The sequence below is a fragment of the Fructobacillus sp. ChS1-6f1-1-27 genome (assembly GCF_059579415.1).
In genome coordinates, this window is sequence record NZ_JCAOER010000012.1 from 1 (window position 1) to 22542 (window position 22542).

Annotated in this window: 23 protein-coding genes; 19 read left to right on the forward strand and 4 right to left on the reverse strand. The window is 43.3% G+C overall.

Features of this window, described 5'->3' with window-relative positions:
• A partial coding sequence (locus AC5162_RS05610) for a transposase (RefSeq protein ID WP_496534278.1) occupies positions 1 to 476 on the reverse strand: 476 nt, incomplete at its 3' end.
• A 50-nt stretch (positions 477 to 526) separates the two neighbouring features.
• Here AC5162_RS05610 and recA point away from each other — a divergent pair.
• The 13 genes from recA (at position 527) to lepA (ending at position 13244) form a co-directional block, all read left to right on the forward strand.
• Positions 527 to 1642 carry a recombinase RecA gene (recA, locus tag AC5162_RS05615; RefSeq protein WP_496534279.1) on the forward strand — a complete coding sequence of 372 codons (1116 nt, stop codon included), beginning with the start codon at positions 527 to 529 and terminating at the stop codon, positions 1640 to 1642.
• A gap of 179 nt (positions 1643 to 1821) precedes the next feature.
• Positions 1822 to 2709: a phosphate ABC transporter substrate-binding protein gene (locus tag AC5162_RS05620; RefSeq protein WP_496534280.1), complete on the forward strand. Its 888-nt coding sequence runs from the start codon at positions 1822 to 1824 to the stop codon at positions 2707 to 2709.
• Between the two features lie 8 nt (positions 2710 to 2717).
• Positions 2718 to 3641, forward strand: a complete 924-nt coding sequence (gene pstC, locus AC5162_RS05625; RefSeq protein WP_496534281.1) for a phosphate ABC transporter permease subunit PstC — start codon at positions 2718 to 2720, stop codon at positions 3639 to 3641.
• Positions 3641 to 4525, forward strand: coding sequence for a phosphate ABC transporter permease PstA (gene pstA, locus AC5162_RS05630; RefSeq protein ID WP_496534282.1), 885 nt, complete (start codon positions 3641 to 3643; stop codon positions 4523 to 4525). Before pstC ends, pstA begins: the two co-directional genes overlap by 1 nt.
• Before the next feature lie 88 nt (positions 4526 to 4613).
• Complete coding sequence (pstB, locus tag AC5162_RS05635; RefSeq protein ID WP_496534300.1) at positions 4614 to 5378, forward strand: phosphate ABC transporter ATP-binding protein PstB; 765 nt, start codon at positions 4614 to 4616, stop codon at positions 5376 to 5378.
• Entirely contained in the window at positions 5375 to 6142 is a 768-nt protein-coding gene (gene pstB / locus AC5162_RS05640) for a phosphate ABC transporter ATP-binding protein PstB (RefSeq protein ID WP_496534283.1), read from the forward strand. The genes pstB (AC5162_RS05635) and pstB (AC5162_RS05640) overlap by 4 nt, the downstream gene beginning before the upstream one ends.
• Before the next feature lie 76 nt (positions 6143 to 6218).
• On the forward strand, positions 6219 to 6893 hold the full coding sequence (phoU, locus tag AC5162_RS05645; protein ID WP_496534284.1) for a phosphate signaling complex protein PhoU: 675 nt from the start codon (positions 6219 to 6221) through the stop codon (positions 6891 to 6893).
• Positions 6894 to 6978: 85 nt separating this feature from the next.
• A complete protein-coding gene (locus AC5162_RS05650; protein ID WP_496534285.1) occupies positions 6979 to 7332 on the forward strand; it encodes a phage holin family protein in 354 nt (117 codons plus the stop codon).
• Positions 7333 to 7336: 4 nt separating this feature from the next.
• Positions 7337 to 8302: an HPr(Ser) kinase/phosphatase gene (gene hprK, locus AC5162_RS05655; RefSeq protein ID WP_496534286.1), complete on the forward strand. Its 966-nt coding sequence runs from the start codon at positions 7337 to 7339 to the stop codon at positions 8300 to 8302.
• A complete protein-coding gene (locus tag AC5162_RS05660; RefSeq protein ID WP_496534287.1) occupies positions 8295 to 9305 on the forward strand; it encodes an NAD(P)H-dependent glycerol-3-phosphate dehydrogenase in 1011 nt (336 codons plus the stop codon). Before hprK ends, AC5162_RS05660 begins: the two co-directional genes overlap by 8 nt.
• A gap of 79 nt (positions 9306 to 9384) precedes the next feature.
• Positions 9385 to 10260 (forward strand): UTP--glucose-1-phosphate uridylyltransferase GalU, encoded by an 876-nt coding sequence (gene galU, locus AC5162_RS05665; protein WP_496534288.1) that lies wholly within the window; start codon positions 9385 to 9387, stop codon positions 10258 to 10260.
• Between the two features lie 94 nt (positions 10261 to 10354).
• Positions 10355 to 11290, forward strand: a complete 936-nt coding sequence (gene trxB, locus AC5162_RS05670) for a thioredoxin-disulfide reductase (RefSeq protein WP_496534289.1) — start codon at positions 10355 to 10357, stop codon at positions 11288 to 11290.
• A 163-nt stretch (positions 11291 to 11453) separates the two neighbouring features.
• The gene (gene lepA, locus AC5162_RS05675; protein WP_496534290.1) at positions 11454 to 13244 is read left to right on the forward strand and encodes a translation elongation factor 4; all 1791 of its coding nucleotides are present in this window, start codon (positions 11454 to 11456) and stop codon (positions 13242 to 13244) included.
• Between the two features lie 147 nt (positions 13245 to 13391).
• On the opposite strand, the gene AC5162_RS05680 is transcribed toward lepA, so the two are convergent.
• The 3 genes from AC5162_RS05680 to AC5162_RS05690 are packed head-to-tail and all read right to left on the reverse strand — an operon-like array spanning position 13392 to position 15549.
• A complete protein-coding gene (locus AC5162_RS05680; protein WP_496534291.1) occupies positions 13392 to 13778 on the reverse strand; it encodes a VOC family protein in 387 nt (128 codons plus the stop codon).
• A gap of 35 nt (positions 13779 to 13813) precedes the next feature.
• Complete coding sequence (locus AC5162_RS05685; RefSeq protein WP_496534292.1) at positions 13814 to 14527, reverse strand: DUF6198 family protein; 714 nt, start codon at positions 14525 to 14527, stop codon at positions 13814 to 13816.
• Positions 14528 to 14532: 5 nt separating this feature from the next.
• Positions 14533 to 15549 carry a zinc-dependent alcohol dehydrogenase family protein gene (locus AC5162_RS05690; RefSeq protein WP_496534293.1) on the reverse strand — a complete coding sequence of 339 codons (1017 nt, stop codon included), beginning with the start codon at positions 15547 to 15549 and terminating at the stop codon, positions 14533 to 14535.
• Positions 15550 to 15954: 405 nt separating this feature from the next.
• Between AC5162_RS05690 and AC5162_RS05695 the strand changes: the two genes are divergently transcribed.
• The 6 genes from AC5162_RS05695 to rplS all read left to right on the forward strand — a co-directional run bounded on the left by AC5162_RS05695 (position 15955) and on the right by rplS (position 22445).
• Positions 15955 to 16653 (forward strand): DedA family protein, encoded by a 699-nt coding sequence (locus AC5162_RS05695; protein ID WP_496534294.1) that lies wholly within the window; start codon positions 15955 to 15957, stop codon positions 16651 to 16653.
• On the forward strand, positions 16637 to 18340 hold the full coding sequence (locus AC5162_RS05700; protein WP_496534295.1) for a phospho-sugar mutase: 1704 nt from the start codon (positions 16637 to 16639) through the stop codon (positions 18338 to 18340). Before AC5162_RS05695 ends, AC5162_RS05700 begins: the two co-directional genes overlap by 17 nt.
• Before the next feature lie 152 nt (positions 18341 to 18492).
• The gene (locus tag AC5162_RS05705) at positions 18493 to 19188 is read left to right on the forward strand and encodes an ABC transporter ATP-binding protein (RefSeq protein ID WP_496534296.1); all 696 of its coding nucleotides are present in this window, start codon (positions 18493 to 18495) and stop codon (positions 19186 to 19188) included.
• The gene (locus AC5162_RS05710) at positions 19188 to 21341 is read left to right on the forward strand and encodes an ABC transporter permease (RefSeq protein ID WP_496534297.1); all 2154 of its coding nucleotides are present in this window, start codon (positions 19188 to 19190) and stop codon (positions 21339 to 21341) included. Before AC5162_RS05705 ends, AC5162_RS05710 begins: the two co-directional genes overlap by 1 nt.
• Positions 21341 to 21922 (forward strand): helix-turn-helix domain-containing protein, encoded by a 582-nt coding sequence (locus AC5162_RS05715; protein ID WP_496534298.1) that lies wholly within the window; start codon positions 21341 to 21343, stop codon positions 21920 to 21922. The genes AC5162_RS05710 and AC5162_RS05715 overlap by 1 nt, the downstream gene beginning before the upstream one ends.
• A 163-nt stretch (positions 21923 to 22085) precedes the next feature.
• Positions 22086 to 22445: a 50S ribosomal protein L19 gene (rplS, locus tag AC5162_RS05720; RefSeq protein WP_496534299.1), complete on the forward strand. Its 360-nt coding sequence runs from the start codon at positions 22086 to 22088 to the stop codon at positions 22443 to 22445.
• Positions 22446 to 22542: the final 97 nt, after the last annotated feature.

Consider the following 22542-nt stretch of genomic DNA (forward strand, 5'->3'; position numbering starts at 1 on the left):
TTGGGTTTCCGTCCTTTTTTCTTGGTAACGATAGTATACCCGTTTTCACGGTAAGAACGAAGCCAATTGGATACCATTCCACGACTAGGTAAGCCATATTCAAGGGCAACTGAATAGATTGATTGATGTTCAATCAGAATTTTGCTCATAACTTTACGCTTAAAATCATCGGAATAAGATTGATAAGAATGGTCTAAAATACCAAGACTATGCCGTTCAATCAGTAAAACTAAGTACCGGATATTACTTTCACCGATTTTGTATTTTTGGGCAATTTGATTTGGACTATAGTGTTGGTTTTTCCAAAGATGATAAATATAAATTTTGTCTGATTTTGATAATTTGGACATCATAAAACCCCGAAATTTGGTTGTCCAAATTTCGGGGTTCATATCAAAAGCGCGTAAAGCGCTTTTTTCATTAGTAAAAATACTAGGCAAAAGAAAGGCGAACAAATGTTCGCAAAGTGCTTGCATTTTTCAAAAAATATCCGTACACTATTGGTAGACATTGAAGGAGTAAATGCATGGTTGCAAAAAAAACTAGTGCTGATAAAAAAGACGGCCGCCAAGCCGCTTTAGATGAAGCCTTGAAGAAAATTGAAAAGAACTTTGGAAAAGGTTCAATCATGACCTTAGGTGACAATGCAACGACTCAGATTGCAACGTCACCATCTGGTTCTGTTAAGTTGGATGTGGCCCTTGGTGTGGGTGGCTATCCAAAGGGCCGAATTGTGGAAGTTTATGGACCAGAATCTTCTGGTAAGACGACGATTGCCTTACACGCGGTTGCTGAAATTCAAAAGAATGGTGGGACCGCTGCTTATATCGATGCCGAAAACGCTTTAGATGTGAAGTATGCTGAAGCCTTGGGCGTTAAAAAAGATGAATTGCTATTGTCTCAACCAGACACAGGTGAACAGGGACTAGAAATTGCCGATGCCTTGGTTCAATCCGGCGCAGTTGATATGATTGTTGTTGATTCCGTGGCTGCTTTGGTTCCCCGAGTTGAAATTGAAGGGGAAATGGGGGATGCCCATGTTGGTTTGCAGGCTCGGTTGATGTCACAAGCCTTGCGGAAGTTAGCTGGAACCTTGAACCGGACAGGAACGATTGCCATCTTCATTAACCAAATCCGTGAAAAGGTTGGAGTGATGTTTGGTAATCCCGAAACTACTCCAGGTGGCCGGGCTTTGAAGTTTTATTCAACGGTCCGGTTGGAAGTCCGTCGGTCAACTCAGATTAAAGATGGTTCGGATGTGACTGGAAACTTGACTAAGGTTAAGGTCGTAAAAAACAAGGTTGCCCCACCATTTAAGGTTGCTGAAGTTGATATCATGTATGGAAAGGGAATTTCACAGACTGGTGAAATCCTAGACTTGGCTGTTGAACAAGATATCATCGATAAAGCTGGTGCTTGGTACGCCTATAATGGCGAACGAATTGGTCAAGGCCGTGAAAAAGCTAAGGAATATTTGGACGATCCGGAACACGCTGAGTTACGTGAAGATATTTACACGCAAGTCCGTGATGCTTATGGGATTGGTGAGAAAAAAGCCGTTGAAGCAGGACCAGACGAAACAGACGCTAAATCCAGTCAATCACAAGACGATGATGGCTTAACGGATGAGCCAATAATTTAGAAATACAGTAATAATAAATTAATATTAAAAAGCATTGTATAATGCTTTTTTTTGTTATAATGAACTTGTTTCGAGCTACCGGGTTTAATTTGTTAGAAGATAGATTAAGCCTTTTAGTTTGGAACAGATACTTGTTGCTGTAGGATAATCTTTTGCACCCAATTGGGAGAAGGAAAATCATGCAAAGATCGCATCGCGGGTCATGGATTATGGCCATCATCGTCGTTATCGTGGCGGGCGCTTTGGTATACGCATACCAAACGCGTGACAAAAACGGTAACAATGCACCCATCACTGCAGTTGGTTCAACTGCATTGCAACCCTTAGTAGAGGCTGCCGGCGAGGAGTATCAAAAGCTCCACCCCGGCATCTCGGTTACCGTTCAAGGAGGTGGAAGCGGTACAGGACTTTCGCAAATTGCTCAGGGAGCTGTTTCTTTAGGAAACTCAGATCTCTATGCTGAAGAAAAGAAAGGAATCGATACTAAGAACTTAGTCGATCACCGTGTTGCTGTCGTTGGAATCGCGCCAATCATAAACAAGGATGTTGGCGTCAAGAACTTAACGCTCGCTCAGTTGACTGATATTTTCACTGGAAAGATCACCAACTGGAAGGAAGTCGGTGGTAAGGACCAAAAAGTTGTTTTGGTTAACCGTGCTGCTGGTTCTGGAACAAGAGCTGCATTTGAAAAATGGGCGATGGGAGGCCAAAAGAGTGCTTCTGCCCAAGAACAAGATTCATCAGGAACTGTTTTGTCAATTGTGAAGAACACGCCAGGGGCGATTTCATACGTGGCCTTTGCTTATTCTTCTAAGGATGTTAGTGAACCAACTATTAACGGGGTGGCACCAACCAATGCCAACGTTGAAGATGGTAAGTACCCAATTTGGTCGTACGAACACATTTACACCCATGGTAAGGCAACTGGCGAAGTTGCTAAGTTCTTGAACTTCTTTAATTCAGACCGAGTACAAAAGTACTACGTGCCAAAGTTAGGCTATATCTCCCCTGCGAACATGAAGATTGATCGCGATGTTAAGGGAAATATTACCGTTAAGAAGGGGTAACAGCGACAATGGATCTTATTACTGAAAAAATTAAAAAGACTTCCTTGTCAACCAAGCAAGACCGGTTTGGCAAATTCATCTCTGCTTCCGCTCTGGTTTTAATCGTCGCCATCGTCGTTTTGATCTTTGGTTTCGTTTTTAGTCGGGGATTGGAAACATTCACCACTGATAAAATTTCTGCAAGTAAATTTTTCTTTGGTAAAACTTGGAACCCAAGTGTATTAAACCCTAAGAACCAACAACCATACGTCGGTGCTTTGCCACTGATCGTTGGTTCATTATCTGTAACATTCTTAGCCGCCCTAGTGGCAACACCATTTGCCATTGGTACAGCCTTATTTATGACTGAAATTGCCAAGAAGCATGGGGCTAAGATTATGCAACCAGTAATTGAATTGCTGGTTGGAATTCCATCAGTTGTCTATGGTGTAATTGGCTTGACGGTTGTTGTACCAGCTATTCGTAGCACTTTTGGTGGAACTGGACAAGGAATCTTGTCTGGAACAATTGTCCTTTGTGTTATGATTTTGCCAACCATTACCTCAATGACGGTTGACACATTACGCGGAGTGCCTCGCCACTACCGTGAATCAGCTTTAGCCATTGGTGCTACTCGCTGGCAAATGATTTATAAAGTGATTTTGCGGGCCGCAACCCCGGGTATTTTGACTGCCATTGTCTTTGGAATGGCCCGTGCCTTTGGTGAAGCCCTCGCAGTTCAAATGGTGATTGGAAACGCGGCTAAGATGCCAGGTTCCCTAACTGCACCAGCTGCAACCTTGACCTCAGTTTTGACGATGGGAATTGGAAATACGGCGATGGGAACGTTGCAAAACAACGTCTTGTGGTCACTAGCAATGATCTTACTTCTAATGTCTCTTGTCTTTAACCTGTTGATTCGTTGGATTGGCCGTAAAGGAGAACTGAAGTAATGAACGCAAAAACTGCTGACAAAGTCGCCACAGCCGTAATCTACGCGATTGCGGGTAGTGTGGTCTTGGTCCTTTCAGCGATGTTACTTTACATCTTAGCTAAGGGTCTGCCACACCTTTCATGGCATTTCTTAACTGCTCAAGCCCGGTCATTTGAAGCTGGTGGGGGAATTGGTATTCAATTATTCAATTCTTTCTACCTTTTGATCTTGGCCATGTTGATTTCATTCCCAATTGCCTTGGGAGCAGCCATCTACTTGAACGAATATGCCCGTCCTAATATTTGGACGACAATCGTTCGGACAGCAATCGAAGTGATGTCATCACTTCCATCAGTTGTTGTTGGTTTGTTTGGTTTCTTGATTTTTGTTGTGAAGTTTAAGCTTGGCTTTTCAATCCTTTCTGGTGCGATTGCCTTGACCTTCTTCAACTTGCCAATTTTGACTCGGTCAATTGAAACATCGTTGAGCCAGATTCCTAACTTACAACGTGAAGCGGGGGCGGCCCTAGGTTTGTCTCGCTTTGAAACTGTGATTCACATTATCTTGCCAGCTTCAATCCCATCAATTGTGACCGGGGTTGTTATCTCTGCTGGTCGAGTCTTTGGTGAAGCGGCCGCTTTGATTTATACAGCCGGTCAATCAGCCCCAACTTTGAACTTTGGTGATTGGAACCCATTCAATTTGGCTTCCCCATTATCACCAATGCGTCCTGCCGAAACCTTGGCGGTCCACATCTGGAAGATTAACTCTGAAGGAATCATGCCGGACTTGTCCCTTGTTTCAGCTGGGTCATCAGCGGTGTTGATTATCGTTGTATTGATCTTTAACTTTAGCGCCCGTCGTCTAGGACAACTTTTGTACAAGAAGTTGACGAAATCGTAAGAGGTTAATAATGGCAGATAAGAGTCAAGAACTAAAACCAGTATCTGAATTTATTCCCGAAAATGCGCCTAAGCGCCATATTATTGAAATGGATGAAAGTAAGCATGAAATTGCGCTTTCAACCGAAGACTTACAAGTTCGTTATGGTGACAAGTTATCACTAAGCGAAGGGGACTTACGTTTTGAACGTTACAAGATTACCTCATTGATTGGGGCCTCTGGTTCTGGTAAGTCAACGTTTTTGCGGTCATTGAACCGGATGAACGATGGCGTTGCCAACGTTTCTGGTAAGATTTGGTACCGTGGTTTAGATATCAATTCTGATGATATCGACGTTTATGAAATGCGCCGGCACATCGGAATGGTCTTCCAACGACCAAACCCGTTTGCTAAGTCAATTTATGACAACATTACCTTCCCACTAACTCGCCGCGGTAACTATTCCAAGGCAGAGTTGGACGAGATTGTGGAAACAACTTTGAAGCAAGCCGCTTTGTGGGACCAAGTCAAAGACGAATTAAACAAGTCGGCCTTGGCCTTGTCTGGTGGACAGGCTCAGCGTTTGGTGATTGCTCGCGCCTTGGCCTTGAAACCTGACATCTTGCTTTTGGATGAGCCGTCATCGGCCTTGGATCCAATTTCTTCTGCAAAATTTGAAGATACTTTGCTGGAATTGAAGAAGGATTACACCATTATCATTGTGACCCACAATATGCAGCAAGCAGCTCGAATTTCTGACTACACGGCCTTTATGCACCAAGGTAAGGTGATTGAATACGATTTGACTCGTAAGATTTTTACCCGTCCCAAGGTTGAATTGACCAACGATTATATTTCAGGTAATTTTGGATGACAAAAGAAAACGAAAAAATCTTAGAAACTCGAAACGTGAAGCTCTGGTATGGTCAAAAAGAAGCCTTGCACGGCATCAATTTGTCCTTTCCTGAAAAGGGAATTACCGCTTTGATTGGTCCTTCTGGGTCAGGTAAGTCAACTTACCTGCGGGCCATCAACCGGATGCATGATTTGGAAGACAACGTCACGGTTACTGGTTCTTTCAACTTGCTTGGTAAGGATATTTACGCACCAACTACTGATACGGTTGACTTGCGTAAGCGGGTTGGAATGGTTTTCCAACAACCAAACCCATTCCCATTTTCAATCTATGACAACGTCGCCTTTGGTTTGCGCTTGGCCGGTGTCAAAGACAAGAAGACTTTGGACCAAGCAGTCGAGGAGTCATTGAAGGCTGCCTCCGTTTGGGAAGAAGTCAAGGATGACTTGAATAAGTCAGCACTTGGTCTATCAGGTGGTCAACAGCAACGGGTTTCAATTGCTCGAGTCTTGGCTACTAAGCCAGACTTGCTGCTCTTGGATGAACCAACGTCAGCTCTGGACCCAGTTTCTTCTCACAACATTGAAGAAACCTTGCTTGAATTGCGTGACCAGTACGCCATGATTGTGGTGACCCACTCGTTGTCACAAGCATCACGAATTTCCGACCGGACGGCCTTCTTCTTGAACGGTTCGTTGGTTGAAGTTGATGATACTCGCAAGATTTTCTTGGAGCCAAGCAAAAAGGAAACTGCTGATTACATCTCTGGCCGCTTTGGCTAAACCGCAAATAAACTGAGTTTCACCCTGTAGATTGTTTTTGAAAAGCCAACCGGCTGCAATATGAAAGGAACTTGCCATGCGTCGATTATTTGATGAAGAACTAGCTGATTTGGATACGTCCTTTACTGAAATGGGCGAAGAAGTCGCCAAGACGATTAATGAGGCTGTCCAATCCTTTATTAAACACGACCGTGAAGGTGCTCATAAGATCATCGATTCAGATTACAAGATCAATGAGCGTGAAGCGGCCCTTGAAAAGAAGTCATTTGAAATGATTGCTTTGTACCAACCAGTCACAACGGATTTGCGTGAAATCGTGACGATCCTAAAGGCTGTTTCAGTTTTGGAACGGATGGGTGACCAAGCCCGTAATGTTGCCACTTCAACCATTCGTGTGAAGGGAACGAAGCACATGAAGGCTGTCGAAAAGCAGCTTGGCGAAATGGGTGAATTGGTTGCTTCAATGGTTTCAGAAGTCATGGGTTATTACGTGAAAAACGATGCCCTTGGTGCTGAAAACATTGCTACCAAGAACCACCAGTTGTCAAACGCCGCTGCTCAAATCCGGACGGATTCAGTTAACGGTATGAAAGAGGATTCCGAATTGGTTGACTCTGCCGCTGATTACTTGGTTATCGCCGGATACATTAAGCGAATTGGTGATTACACGACTGATATCGCCGAATGGATTGTTTACAAGCGGACTGGTAAGATTATTGAATTGAACCCAGGCTACAACTACTTTATTTAAAGCAAAAGGGACCTTCGGGTCCTTTTTTGTTTGCCTTATATTTTGGTATAATGAAGGTGTATCACAATGATTTAAAGGAGAGTCTATGCGACTAATTATTCAAGCGGCTTTGAACATGGCAGTTTTTTTGGCCTGTGCTTTGCTGTTTCCAAATGGCTTCATCTTAGCTAATATGACGGTTGCTGCGGTGGCTGCAATTGTGCTGGCGGTATTAAACCGGTTGTTAAAGCCAGTGATTATTTTGCTATCTCTCCCGCTAGTCGTGTTAACCCTCGGGCTCTTTACCCTGGTCATTAATACCGCTATGTTGGAATTGACGGCACACTTAGTGCCCGGTTTTGCCTTTGCGTCCTTTATCTGGGCGATGGTGGTTGCAGTTATCCTAACAGTGGCCAACATGGTGTTTATGGGCCAAGCTCGGATTTCCATTCGGAGGTAATCAAATGGGACAAAAATCAGTTACTGTAAAAGATTTGATTGATAACACGCGGTTGACAATTGTCGCCGGTTCGGATTACTTAGACCGTGAAATTACCACGGCTGATATTTCGCGGCCTGGTTTGGAAATGACCGGGTATTTTACTTACTACGCCCCTGAACGAGTCCAGTTGCTAGGTATTACGGAAACGTCTTTCTCAGACCGGATGGGTCATGATGAATTGCTAATGGTCTACCGCAAGATGGCTTCTAAGCAAACACCGGCTTTTGTGGTTTCAACGAATTTGCCAATTGCAGACGAATTAAAGACGGCCGCGGAAGAAGCTCAGATTCCGATTTTGACAACCCGGCTAACTTCGTCACAAATCTTGTCAAACATGACTTATTACCTGGGTGGCGAATTAGCCCCTCGGCAGTCCGTTCACGGGGTCTTGATTGATGTCCACGGACTGGGTGTTTTGATTACCGGTGATGCCGGAATTGGAAAGACTGAATCAGCTTTGGAATTAATCCAACAGGGTAAGGCTCGGTTGGTGGCCGATGACCGGGTGGATATTCACCAAGAAGATGAGCAGCGCTTAATCGGTCAACCATCAGAAGTTTTGCGGAACTTGATGGAAGTCCGTGGGGTTGGAATTATCGATGTCCAGCAGGTCTATGGAGCAGTTTCAGTCCGGTCGCACGCCTCAATTATGCTAAACATCCATTTGTCTAACGGTAAGATTGGCGAAGAAAACTTTGACCGCCTTGGTAATGAGAACGAAACCCTTGATATTTTAGGAGTTAAGGTCCAAAAGATGGTCGTCCCAGTTACTCCTGGACGAAACACGGCTTCCGTGATTGATGCGGCCGCTGTCAAATTCAGGACGAAAAACATGGGATTTGACGCTTTGGAAACCTTGCAAAAGCGGATGGACGCAGCGATGGTTGCCAATGAACAAGAAGATGAAGAGGAAAAAAAGAATGACTAAAGTTGCCGTTCTTGGTGCTGGTTCATGGGGAACAGCCCTAGCCAACACAATTGCCAGCAATGGCGTTTCGATGAAGTTATGGTCACACCGCCAAGATCAGGTGGATGAGATTAACCAAGACCATCAGAACCAAAAGTACTTGCCAAATGCCAAGTTATCAAATAGCTTAGTTGCTACGGCAGATATGAAAGAAGCTGTTACTGGGACTGACTTGGTCTTAGTAGTGGTACCAACCAAGGCTATCCGGTCGGTTGGTGAACAATTAGCCAATGTGTTAAAAGACTTAGACCAGCAGGTTATCTTAGCCCATGCTACGAAGGGCTTGGAGCAGGGGACGCACTTACGAATCTCTGAGATGCTAAAAGAAGTGGTACCGGCTGATTATTATACCGGTTTAGCCGTTGTTTCTGGCCCCTCTCATGCTGAAGACGTGATTAAAGGGGACCTAACGGCTGTCTCGATTGGTGGGACGGATACCCATTCTGCTGAGCTTTTGCAAGAAGCCTTGGCTAGCGACTCTTTTCGGCCATACACTAACCAGGACTTGCTTGGTTCTGAATTAGGCGGAGCCTTGAAGAACATTATCGCCCTTGGTTCTGGTATGCTAGTTGGCCTTGGTCACGGTGTGAATGCCCAAGCGGCCTTGTTGACCCGTGGCTTAGTTGAAATGCGTCAGGTTGGTCAAAAGATGGGGGCTAAGCCTGAAACGTTCTTAGGACTAGCCGGGATTGGCGACCTGATTGTGACGGGCATGTCGGCTAATTCCCGCAATTACCGAGCAGGCTTTGCCTTGGGACAAGGAAAGACCCTCGACCAAGTAAAAGCTGAAATGGGGATGGTGATTGAAGGGGTTAATACGGTTAAGGCGGTTTATGAGTACAGCCAGGCTAATGATTTAGACCTACCAATCACGACGGCCTTGTACCAAGTCTTGTATGAAGGAAAAGATATTCCAAGCGAAATCAAAAAGTTGATGAACCGCCCATTAAAGGCTGAAGATTAAAGAATTTTTTGGTATAATAAATTTAGAATATTCGGTTGTTGTCATTTTTGGCCTAGAACCGTTATGAAAGTAGGAAAACATGAAACCTGTACGGAAAGCTATTATCCCAGCCGCTGGTTTGGGAACCCGTTTTTTGCCAGCCACAAAGGCCTTGGCAAAGGAAATGTTACCAATCGTTGATACACCAACGATTGAATATATCGTTCGTGAAGCCATCGCTTCAGGAATTGAAGATATCGTTGTTGTTGACGGAAAGTCAAAGCGGTCAATTGAAGACCACTTTGATTCAAATCCTGAATTGGAAAACAACCTCCGTGAAAAGAACAAGTTGGAATTGTTGAACTTGGTAGAAGAAACTACTGACATCAACATGTACTTTATCCGCCAATCACACCCTAAGGGCTTGGGGGATGCCATCTTGACTGCTAAGGACTTTATCGGCGACGAACCATTCGTGGTTTTGCTTGGCGATGACTTGATGCAAGATGAAGTGCCTTTGACAAAGCAATTGATTGACCGTTACCACCAAACTGGTGAATCAACTTTGGCCGTTTTGGAAGTTCCTCATGACCAAGTTTCAGAATATGGTGTGATCGACCCAGCCGCTAAGGTCAAGGAAGATGGTTTGTACCGGGTTAAGTCATTTGTGGAAAAGCCACAACCTGAAGATGCCCCATCTGACTTGGCGATTATTGGCCGCTACTTGTTGACCCCTGAAATTTTCGAAGAACTCGAAAAGACTGAACCAGGTAAGGGGGGCGAAATCCAATTGACGGATGCCATTGACTCATTGAATAACCGTCAACACGTATACGCTCACGAATTCAAGGGTGACCGTTACGATATCGGTTCTAAGATTGGTTTCTTGGAAACCAACATCGAATTTGGTTTGAAGCACCCACAAACAAAGGACCAATTGCGGGCCTACATTAAGGAATTAGCTGCAAAGCTTTAATTCAAAGAAAAAGAGGTTGGTATACCTCTTTTTTGTTAGACAGAATTTCCTTTTTGCGTTAAACTAGACAGATAGAAAAACGGGAGGAATATTCATGGCGGATGTAAAACAATATGATGTGATTATTGTTGGTGCTGGCCCAGCGGGAATGACCGCGGCCACTTATGCATCACGGGCCGAATTAAAGGCTGTTATGCTTGACCAAGGGATTTACGGTGGTCAAATGAACAACACGGCTGAAGTTGAAAACTACCCTGGCTATAACAGTATCATGGGTGGTGATTTGGCCGAAAAGATGTATGCTTCCTCGACGCAATTTGGAGCCGAATACACCTTTGGGTCGATTTCTTCTGTTGAAGTTTTGGATAATAACCAAAAATTGGTCCACACTGATGGCGGTGACTACCAAGCACCAGCTTTGATTATTGCGACTGGTTCTGAGCACATTCACCTTGGCGTGGATGGAGAAGAAAACTACCAGGGCAAGGGTGTTTCTTACTGTGCTGTCTGCGACGCCGCCTTTTTCAAGGGTGACCCCGTTGCCGTTGTTGGCGGTGGTGACTCTGCTGTTGAAGAAGGGCTCTACCTGGCCGATGTAGTCAAAGATGTAACGGTTTACGTCCGGGGCGACAAGTTGAAGGCGCAACCAATCTTGCAACAGCGAGCATTCAAGAAGGATAACATCACCTTCGTTTATAATACCGAAGTGACCACTATCCAAGGTGACGGTCAAAAGGTTGAAAAGTTGACTTTGCACAACAACCAAACTGGTGAAGATTCAGAAGTTGAAAAAGCTGGAATCTTTATCTATGTTGGTTTGCGCCCTAACACTGAAGCCTTTACGAACTTGGATATCTTAGATGACCACGGTTGGATTAAGACTGACGAAGAAATGGCAACGGCTATTCCTGGTGTCTTTGCGGCCGGTGATGTTCGTTCTAAGGACCTCCGTCAGATTACCACTGCCGTCGGTGATGGTGGTTTGGCAGGTCAAAAGGCGTATGAATACGTAGCAACTTTGAAAGCATAATAATTGATTAAATGAAGTCGAAAAAGGCACCGATTACGGTGCTTTTTTTGGAAAGAAAGGTATGAAAATGGCGATTTTACTTGTAGGGCTATCATTTTAAAATTGGAATGGTAGTTTCAAAAAACTCCATTCAATTAAACGTAATGAAGAAATGGAGTTAATGATGAACATAGAAAAAATCCGTAATTTTGCGATTATTTCGCATATTGATCATGGGAAATCGACTTTATCTGACAGGCTAATGGAGATGACTGACACCATTAGTGATTTGGAGGCGAGACCTCAGCTTTTAGACTCAATGGCGGTCGAACAACAGCATGGAGTAACTGTCAAATCACGGGCTGTTCAAAATTTTTACCAAGGTAAGAATGGTGAAACCTATCAATTAAACTTGATCGACACGCCGGGACACGTTGACTTTAATTATGAGGTTAGCAAGAGTTTATCCGCTACTGATGGAGTCATCTTACTCGTTGACGTGACCCAGGGTGTCCAAGCTCAAACGGTGGCCAATTGGAAGTTAGCTAAGCAGCTGAATCTAACCATTTTACCTGTGTTGAATAAGGTTGACTCACCCAACGCTGATGAAGAAACTGCCTTGGAACAGATTTTTGACTTAGACCCCGACTTGGCAGAAGGTCCGATTTGTCGAATTTCTGCTAAAACTGGATACGGTGTTGCTGACTTGTTAGAGAAAATTGTCAGTTACTTGCCGGCCCCAGGTCAAAGTAGTTCAAGTCAAATACAAGCACTGATTTATGATTCAGAATACGACCCATACTTAGGTATTATTGCACTAATCAGAGTATTTTCCGGTCAAATTAAGACAGGGGACCAACTCTATCTGCTCGGAATGAACCAATCATTTACCGCAAAAGAAGTTGGTGTGTACCAACCTGACCGGTCGCCTCGTCAGCAAGTTGCGACTGGTGAAGTTGGCTACCTGGTTACTGGTATTAAGGATCCTCACCAGGTCCAAGTTGGTGATACAGTTACTAGCAATGGTTTGAAAAAGGCGGTACCGGTGGAAGGGTTTGAAATTCGCCAACCAGTCGTCTATGCTGGTGTGTTCCCTAAGGGAGAATATTTACCGTTGAAGGAAGCGTTACAACGGTTAGCCCTCAACGATAGTTCCTTGCAGATTGCAGAAGAAAGTTCTGATGCCTTGGGTCAGGGCTTTCGGATTGGCTTTTTGGGGATGTTCCACCTGCAAATTATCAAAGAACGGTTAGAAAGTGAATTTGGCATCGAAGTCATCATTACCGCGCCTAATACCACTTACCGGGTCTTACTTGATAAAAAGCAAGAATGGCTTAAGGTAACTAATCCGGCCGAATTTCCTAGTTTTGAACAAATTAGCCAAATTGCAGAGCCAATTGCTTTGGCGACAATCGTCACACCAGCTGACTTTGTTAATGACGTCATGACGTTAGCAAACGATTACCGTGGCATCTTTCAAATTATGGATAACCAGGGCCGTGATGTTCGGTTGACATATCGGTTACCGGTTGCTGAAACGGCTTACCATTTTTTTGACCAATTGAAGTCAATCTCGCACGGTTATGCCTCAATTACAACCACGGATGATGGTTTTGAGAATGCGGACCTGGTGAAGGTTGATATTTTGGTTAATTATAGTCCAGTCAAAGAGCTGGCCTTTATTTGCCATCGTTCAAAGGTAGCTGAGTTAACTCAGCAGATTGTGCACCAGTTAAAGGTGACGATTCCAAGGCAATTATATCCAATGCCAGTTCAGGCAGTGGTTGAGGGACATGCTTTAGCCAGAGTTGATGTGCCACCGTTGCGAAAAAATGCAGCAGTTAGTGGTGATAAGAAAAGTGTCTCAAAAAAACAAGCACTCCTAAGGCGGCAGTCTGTTAATAAACGGCAGTCTGCCCAGCTGGGCATTGAACTGCCACAGGAAGTATTTAATGCGTTATTAGCTGTGAGATAAAGAAAGGCACCTGACAGAGCCTGTCAGGTGCCTTTTTGATTTGGCATGAAAGAATAATCAATAAGTGCTTTAAGTGGTCAAAATAGCTTAATAGCCAATAAAAAGCACCGAACTCGCTGAGCACGGTGCTTTCATTGTTTAGATTTATTATCCCTTGACGATTTCGCAGAATTCAAGCGTTACACCATCAGGAGTACGGACGTTAAAGAACTTAATGCCGTGTTCCCAGAAAGGTAGGTGTTGGACTTCTTCATCCATCACATCCAAGCCGGCCTTCTTAGCTTCAACAAAGGCTGCATCAGCATCAGAAGTGTTCATTGAGATGTGGTTGATTGAACCAGGCTTACCAGTGCCTTCATCAGATTCCCAAGTTTCAATAACAAGGTGTCCGTATTTGAAGAACTTAACTGGAGCGACTGGGAAGTCACCCGTCTTTTCAAAACCAAGACTAGTCCAGAACTTTTCAGCTCGGTCTAAATCAGTCGTTGGAACCCCAACGTGTTGGATATCATCAAAGTAATCAGTAAAGGCCATGATTAAACCTATCCTTTCATATTAAAGAGTAACTGTTAGTCAGTTACAATTCCTTGGTGCTTAAGCTTCTTGAAGATGCGAGTGTCGGCCCAGCCGGTAATGCCACCCTGGAAGAGGAAGGCAAAAATGGTTCCAATACCGTAGTTGGTAAAGTTAGGCACGGCAATCAAGGCGATTAATCCGATAATGGTAGGTGGGATGTAAGAAACCCACATGGCAATACCGGCATTACCCTTAAAGTACTTAAAGCGGAGGATTTGCATCAAGTCATCAGCAGGGTGCAAAACAATGTTGGTGCGTTGGTAGATTGAAATAGCTGTCGCAATCAGGGCAACTCCTAAGAAGTTTAAGAAGATGTACAAAGCCACCATCCAAAAGCCCTTTGCTTCTGGCATAATTTCGTTAAACCAGCTTGAAAATGCGCCAATTAACATGGAGAAAGGGACCATAAAGGCTAGGTTCCCAAAGAAACGAACCAGGTCGACCTTGCGATCCAAGATCATGTTAATTAAAGCGATGATCACCCCAACGACGAAGAAGACGATGGACAAACCGAAGGATGTGTTTCCCATAAAGGAAATGTTCCAGCCGTTTTCAGCAGCCGTCCAGTAGGCAGAACCAAGGAATGCTGGGTGAATCTTTTGACTCGTAGCAATCGTTAGTACGTTACCCATGGAGTTAATGACCAGTGAAAAGGCGAAGTAGGAAAGGGAAGCACCCCAACCTAGTGTACGTTTACTTTTCTGCATGATCTTTAGGCCTCTTCACCGCCGATTTTAACAACGGCCTTCGAAACAACACCCAAGCGTCCGTTAACAAAGTCATCAACTTGGTTGTAGTCCAATTCGTGTGACATCAATGGCTTAACGTTCAACTTACCAGATGAAAGCAATGCCAATGAATCTTCAAATGCGTTAGGGTTAATGAATGAACCTTGGATAGTCAATTCCTTTTGGAAGACTTCGTAAGTGTTCATTTCGAACTTAGCGTCAGGTCCACCAACACCAAACATCAAAACTTGACCACCACGGGCAGCAGATTCGATAGCAGTTTCTTGTGTTTGTGGCATACCAACGGCTTCGATAACAACGTCGTATTCACCTGCAGGGACCTTGTCGCCATTCTTAGTGTTGAAAGTGTTTTGAACGTTGAACAAGTCCTTGTTCATTTGCAACTTTTCGTCAACGATACCAGCCAAGTCAACTTGGTGGATACCGTAGGCTTGCAAGATTTGAACGAACAATTCACCCATGAATCCGTCCCCGATAACCAAAGCCTTTTGGTATGGAGATGGCTTCAACAACTTCATACCGTGGATGGCACATGAAATTGGTTCAACAATAGCAGCTGACTTCAAGTCAACGTTATCAGGAACTGGGTAAACAACTGAGGCAGGAGCTGAGAAATATTCTTCAAAACCACCGTCACGAGTAACACCAACGGCTGACAAGTTTTCACACAATTCTGGGCGACCAGTGTGGCAGAACTTGCATTGTCCACAGTAGATGTTAGGGTCAACAGAAACACGGTCACCAACCTTAACGTTCGTTACGGCTGAACCAACTTCAGCGATAACACCTGAGTTTTCGTGTCCCAAAACGATTGGTGGAACAGCATCGGCTGAACCAGGTTCTCCGGCGTACAATGCGTGGTCAGTTCCACAGATACCAGCGTAAGCAGTGTGAACCAAAACTTCGTCTGGCTTCAATTCAGGCTTCTTGATATCCTTCAATTCCAACTTCTTCTTATCAGTTAATACTAAGGCTTCCATAGTCTGTATTCCTCCAAATGGATATTTCTTGTAACAACTTACACATACATATTATTCTTTTCACAAACTATTGTCAACCCAAATCGGAAATTTTTTTGAATCTTTGATAAAAGTAACTTTCGTAAAGAAATCGATATAAAAAATAGTGAGCAAAGTCTTGATTTTTTAGTTGAAAAAGGGAAGAAAGGTTGGAGTGATTCAAACCATTATTTGAAAAAGAGATTGATTTTTAACGATTTTTACCAAATCGGCAGACTTAAAGCCCTATTTACGGTATGATTGAGGTAGAAATTTTATTCGCCCTTAATCTTTCTTACCTATAGTGGGTTAAGGCGATAGGGTTTTGGATCTTAATCTTTCAGAAAAGAAACGAACTCTTGGCCAAAAGAGGAGTTTACGACCGATATGATTCAATCGTTTGGAGTGGTATCAACTTGGTTTATGCACATTAGTGCAACCAATGCCAACTTTTCAGTAACTGAACTATCCATTTTATTTTTGCTGATTTTAATTGAAACTGGTGGGATTGTGACCGGCTTTATTCCAGCAGACGCCTTGGTAATGACGATGGGTGGCCTGGCTGGCCGCCACCATTCTTTACCTGAGTTTGCTATTTTAGTGGTGCTCTTTGGACTTGCTTCCTTATTAGGAGACTCGATTAATTACTGGTTTGGCGCCTGGGTCTTAAAGCAGGTTAATAAAATCCCCTGGATTGCTAGGCATGTTAATGGTGATTTCGCTGACCGGATTGCTAAGAACTTCAACCCGAAACGGTGGTTGCTCTTTATTGTGATTGGTCGCTTTGTCCCGTTTGTTCGAACGATTGTGCCATTGTCAGCCCACCGGCTACACCTGCGCTTCCACTCGTATGTGAAGATGTCGGCCATTGCTTCTGCTTTGTGGGCCGCCACAACGGTTACCATTGGCTATTACTTTGGTCACTTACGGCTACCCGCTTCAGTGACCATCTCAGTAATTGTAGTGGGCGTCTTAGCGGTGGTCTTGGCCTTAAGAAGTCCACGCTTTCGCGAAATGATTTATAATTTGATTACAAAACCTAGTCAAGAAATAGAAAAGGAACTTGAAAATGACTTATCAAAGTAACTTGATCCGTTGGCAAAACGCCAACTTGCCCGCTGACTTACAGGCGGAGTTGCAAGAAATGTCAAAGGCGGACCAAGAAGACGCCTTTTACCAAAACTTACCATTTGGTACTGCCGGTATGCGCGGTAAGATGGGGGTTGGAACCAACCGGATTAACGTGGTTGTTGTCGCAACGGCAACGGAAGCCTTGGCCAACTATATTGATGCCCAGGGTGAAGCAGCCAAAAAGGCTGGAGTGGTGATTGCCTTTGATTCTCGCCACCATTCAGAAGAATTTGCCAAGGAAGCTAGTCAAGTTTTGTCAGCTCATGGCATCCGGGTTTACCGCTTTTCATCATTGCGACCAACGCCAGAATTATCATTTTCAGTCCGGCACTTAAAGGCCTTTGCTGGAATCATGATTACCGCTTCTCACAACCCCAAGCCAGATAACGGTTACAAGGTCTATGGTAGCGACGGTGGTCAAATGGTCCCAGAAGCAGTTCAAGCGATTATCGATGGCATGGCTGCTGTTGAAGACGAATTTAATATTGAAAAAGATGCCAGTGAAGCAAACGTCAAGGTTGTCGATGATGACTTGGACAACGCTTACTTGGCCGAAGTCAAGAAAATTTCAGTTGACCACGACTTGATTAAGCAAGAAGGGGCGGACTTGAAGTTTGTTTACACGCCTTTGCACGGTACTGGTCAATATATTGGTGAAAAGGCCTTGCAGCAAGCTGGCTTTACAAACTACACGATTGTTAAGGAACAAGCCATTCTAGATGGTGATTTCCCAACGGTGAAAAAACCTAACCCTGAAGATCCAGAAGCATTGTCTTTGGCGATTGAATACGGTCAAAAAGAAGAAGCCGACCTGGTGGTTGCTACTGACCCCGATGCCGATCGGATGGGCGCAGCCGTCCGTTTGAATGATGGCTCTTACCAAGTTTTGACCGGAAACCAGATTGCTGGTTTGATGGTCAACTACTTGTTAGCCGCTCAAAAGAAGAACGGAACCCTGCCTGATAATGGTGCCATTGTGACCTCAATTGTTTCATCACGGTTTGCTAGTGAAATTGCTAAGAGCTATGGCGTTTCAACCTTCGATGTCTTGACTGGGTTCAAGTACATTGCAGCGATGATTGACCGCTTTGAAGAAAAGAAAGACTACCAATACCTCTTTGGTTTTGAAGAATCATTTGGTTACTTGATTAAGCCTTTCTCCCACGATAAGGATGCCATCCAGGCCTTGGTTCTCTTTGCCGAAATGGCTGCTTACTATAAGGAACAGGGCTTGAGCTTTGCCGATGGTTTGGATGCCTTGTACCAAGAACACGGTTACTTCAAGGAAAAGACGGTTGCCTTTGACTTCCCAGGTGTTGATGGACATGACAAGATGGCTGCTTTAATGGCTAAGTTCCGTGGCCAAAAGCTAGAAGAAGTTGGTGACCAATTGGTTTTGATTACCCAAGACTTTGCTAGTCAAAGCCAATTTGACCGGGCCGGGGCGAAGAAGACTTTGCCACAACCAAAGGCCAACGTCTTGAAGTACTGGTTGGCCGACGGGTCATGGATTGCCCTCCGTCCGTCTGGTACGGAACCAAAGTTGAAGCTTTATATGGGCGTGGTTGCTGATTCTGATGAAGAGGCAACTGCCAAGTTGGCGATGGTCGAAAAGGTCATGTCAGCGAAGATGGAAGCTTAGAAATACTGATTAAAAGCTGAACTCGGTCGAGTTCAGTTTTTTTGTGATTATTTTTCTTATAAGAAAAGTTTATTAAAGTGGCTAATTCATCAGATATTATATTTTTATTCACAAAGGAGAAAATATAATGTTCAATGGAGTAAAAAAGTCACATGATTAGTATTAAAGATGCATACAAGATCTACCAAAATGGGGAACAAAAAACATATGCTTTAAATGGTTTGAACGCTGAAATCAAGGCTGGGGAAATTACAGTAGTACTCGGTTCATCTGGTTCTGGAAAAAGTACTTTTTTGAATATGGTTGGTGGGATGAATCGCCTTTCAGAAGGTAAAATCACTATTAACGGTGAAAATGTGACGGAATTTTCTGATAAGGAATTGACAGAATTTAGAAGGAAAAATATTGGTTTTGTTTTTCAATTTTATAATCTGATTCCAACTTTAACTGTTCGTGAAAATGTAGCGATTAGTGCTCAATTGACGGGGCACTTAGAGCAAGTTGATTCGGCATTAAAGGAAGTTGGACTTGAAAAACAGGCCAATAAGTTTCCAGGACAATTATCTGGTGGACAAATGCAACGTGTTTCAATTGCTCGTGCGCTGGCAAAACAGCCAAGTGTTTTGTTGGCGGATGAACCTACTGGTGCATTGGACTCTAAGACTGGCCAAATGGTGATCGAAACCTTTATAAAGGTGGCTAAAAATAATCCAAGTCGAGCAGTGATTATTGTTACGCATAATGCAGCGATTGCTCAAATTGCTAACCAGGTGCTTCATTTGAATGATGGACGAATTACAAAATCACAGCGACAAAATCCCAAAGACGTGAGCGAGGTAGAATACTAATGATTTTTGCTCGTAAATTATACCGTGATTTTTGGAATAATAAGCAAACTTTCCTGTCTGTCATGTTAATGTCCTTTTTAAGTATGCTTTTATTTATGGGATTCGAAGGGGCATATCGTGGGATGGACAAGTCTTTAAATGCCTTTACACAAAAGCAAAAGTTATCGGATGCTTGGTTAACTGTTCAAAAACCATCAGATTCTCAAATTGAAAAATTAAAAAAGATTTCGGGTGTTCGAAGGGTCACAACGACTCAACAGTTAACAACTACTACAGCTGGTAAAACATTAGTCCTTAGTAACCAATCTACTTCTCTGTCAAAGATAAAGGTTATAACGGGCAAAAAAATCACTATTAGCGAGAATGGAATTTGGTTGTATCGAGATTACGCAAACGAAAACCATTTGAAAGTAAATGATAGTGTCCGCCTTAAAATCAATAACACTTATCATCGTTTTATTATTCAAGGACTTATTTTATCCCCTGATGATTTATATGCGAATGTTTTAAATGATTATCCAGCACCAAACGCTAAGAAATTGGGCTATGGTGTGGTAACAAATGATAAATACTTTGCTTCTGCACCCACTGTTATTCGGGTAAAAGGAAACAGCAAGCAGGTGATTAAGCAGGCTCAATCGATTTTTGGTAGTCAATTAATGCAAGTTAACGATCGGACGAATAAGGCGAGTGTTTCAACTGCATTTTCGCGTGTCACTGAGATTAAAAATCTTGCCCTATTATTTACCACCGTGTTTGTTTGTCTAGCAGCGCTGTCAGTATTTACGGCTGTTCAACGAGTTATTAAGTTACAGAATATTGATTTGACGACATTGAAGTCATTAGGTTATTCAGGTGCATTTTTAGAAAAGTATTATTTGTTATTGGCTGTTTTTCCCATTGCCATTGGTGGATTATTAGGCAGTGCTTTTGCACCTATTGTATCGATTTTTGTACAAGATACGCAGAAACAAATCGTTTCTCTTCCAGCTTGGCACCTGTCTTATTCGTGGGATAGTTTGGGAATGTTAGTGTTTATGATGGCGTTGGGTGTTATTTCAGCACTTTTGGCAAGCCAAAAAGCGGTTGCGGGGTTACCTGCAGTTGTTAAACAATCAACTACTAGGACAACTAGTAGAGTTCGTGTTAAGAGAAATTTCTTGGGGATTTGGCAGTTACGAGAAAATTCTAAAAATTGGATTCGTCCACTTTTGAGTATATTGGGTGTAGCGGCAACCCTAATGCTATTAGCGGCTGGGTTTGGTGCACAAGATACGATGCAAAAGCAACTCAATGACTCGTTTGATAAGCTGTACCAGTATGATAATAAGCAAAGTGCTAATACCATTGTTGAGAGTCAACAATTGAAACAATCAAAGGTTTCAAAGCAAGTTTACACGACTAGTATGGTAAAGATTCAAGGTCAGTATTATCCTTTGTATGTTCTTGGACATGGTAACTTGATTAATACCTCTCTTTTGAATTTAAAAAAGAATCAAATTAATGTCGCCGGAAATGTTCCGAAGTCCGGTAAGATTCAATTGATTGGTTCAAACAAAAATTATAAAATGTCGGTTTCGAAGATTAATACTACTAATGTGCCACAGGGTGTTTATATTCAGCAGGCGACGTATCAAAAGTTAGTTAATAATCCAACTATTTCTTACGTCTTTGGTCATGACTACCCAAAGGTAACTAATAATATTAGTCGTAAACAGCAAAAGGCAACCGGACAAAACGTTATTAATGGTCTAAACCTTGTCTTTTATATGATTCAGGCTTTTGCGATTTTGCTGGGATTAGTCGTTTTGTATAATATTGCTGTAATGAGCTTTTCAGAACGCTCGAGAGACTATGCCACGATGAATGTTTTGGGACTTCATATTTCAGAAATTCAAAAACGTGTATTTTATGAAAATATTTTACTAACAACAACTGGAATTATTGTGGGTTGGCCATTAAGTCAATGGTTCTTAGCTCGCTATATTGAAACATTTAATGATAAAATAAATTATTATATTCCGTATCTAAGCCCAACCCATATTATTGTAATGATTGGCTTAGTATATGGGGTGGCAATTGCAACGACTTTATTGGTAGGTCGTTCTGTTGCAAAACTCGATAAGGTACAGGCTATTAAAGGAGTAGAGTAGTGTCGATTAGTATCTTCCAAGAAGTCCAACACCTCGGTTCTTTAATCCGCAGTCTCCGAGAGGCACGGGGGATGTCTGCCAATGAGTTGGCAGAGGCGACCGACTTATCCGGGTCTGTGATTTCAAAATTTGAACGGGGCCAGACTGATATTCAATTGAGTACCGCCGTGCAAATGATGAGTGCGATGGGCTTAACCATCGACGACCTTTGTAAGGAAGGAGTCTTTGCCGGTTTTGAATCGATTGAATGGGCGGAAAAGGCTTACCGCTTTCAAGATGACTCAGAGGTGCTGGGCCGGATTTTACAAGAAATGGATCAAAAGGACCACTTGCTCCGGCATGAAAAGGTCTTTCGCAAAGTTTTACTGTTAAAGTGCGGTGAATTGGCGAAGTGCCCGGATAGCTTGGTTGATTACTTTGAGGACTTAGAGGTTGTTTTGACCTTTGATGCCTACTTACTTTTGTTAGCTCAGCCCTACCTGCCAACTTGGTTAACGAAGCACTTGCAAAAGAAGTTGACCCAAGCAAGTGGCCAGCGACCACCGGTGGTCGAAAAAGCTTGGCGGGCTTTCCAGGACTGATTTGCCAAAGAAGAAATAGCGCTTTTTAGAAGCCTTAATTGCCCCTAGACAAGGCCCCAGTCTTCTTGGTATAATCATCTATGGCTATCAAGCCGTATTAACGGTAATCCGCTGTGCGTTTAGTCCAAGGACGAGTGTAAGATTAGCGATTAGGAGAATGACGATGCGTCAAAACAGTATTTTAGAAAAAGTTACTTCAATCCAATTGCGGTCAGATGTTCCTGAATTCCGCGCTGGTGACTCAGTTCGTGTCCACGCACGAATTGTTGAAGGTTCACGCGAACGTGTGCAGCTCTTTGAAGGAGTTGTTATCAAGCGTAAGGGTGCTGGTATCCAAGCAACTTACACTGTTCGTAAGATCTCTTCTGGTGTAGGTGTGGAACGTACTTTCCCACTTCACTCACCACGGGTTGACAAGATCGAAGTTACCCGCCTTGGTCGGGTACGTCGGGCAAAGCTTTACTACTTGCGTTCATTGCAAGGAAAGGCTGCTCGTATCAAGGAACGTCGCAACGACATCTAACCTTGATAAAAAGCTTCCACACTGATATGAACCCCGAAATTTGGACAACCAAATTTCGAGGTTTTTATTATGTCCAAATTATCAAAAGAAGACAAAG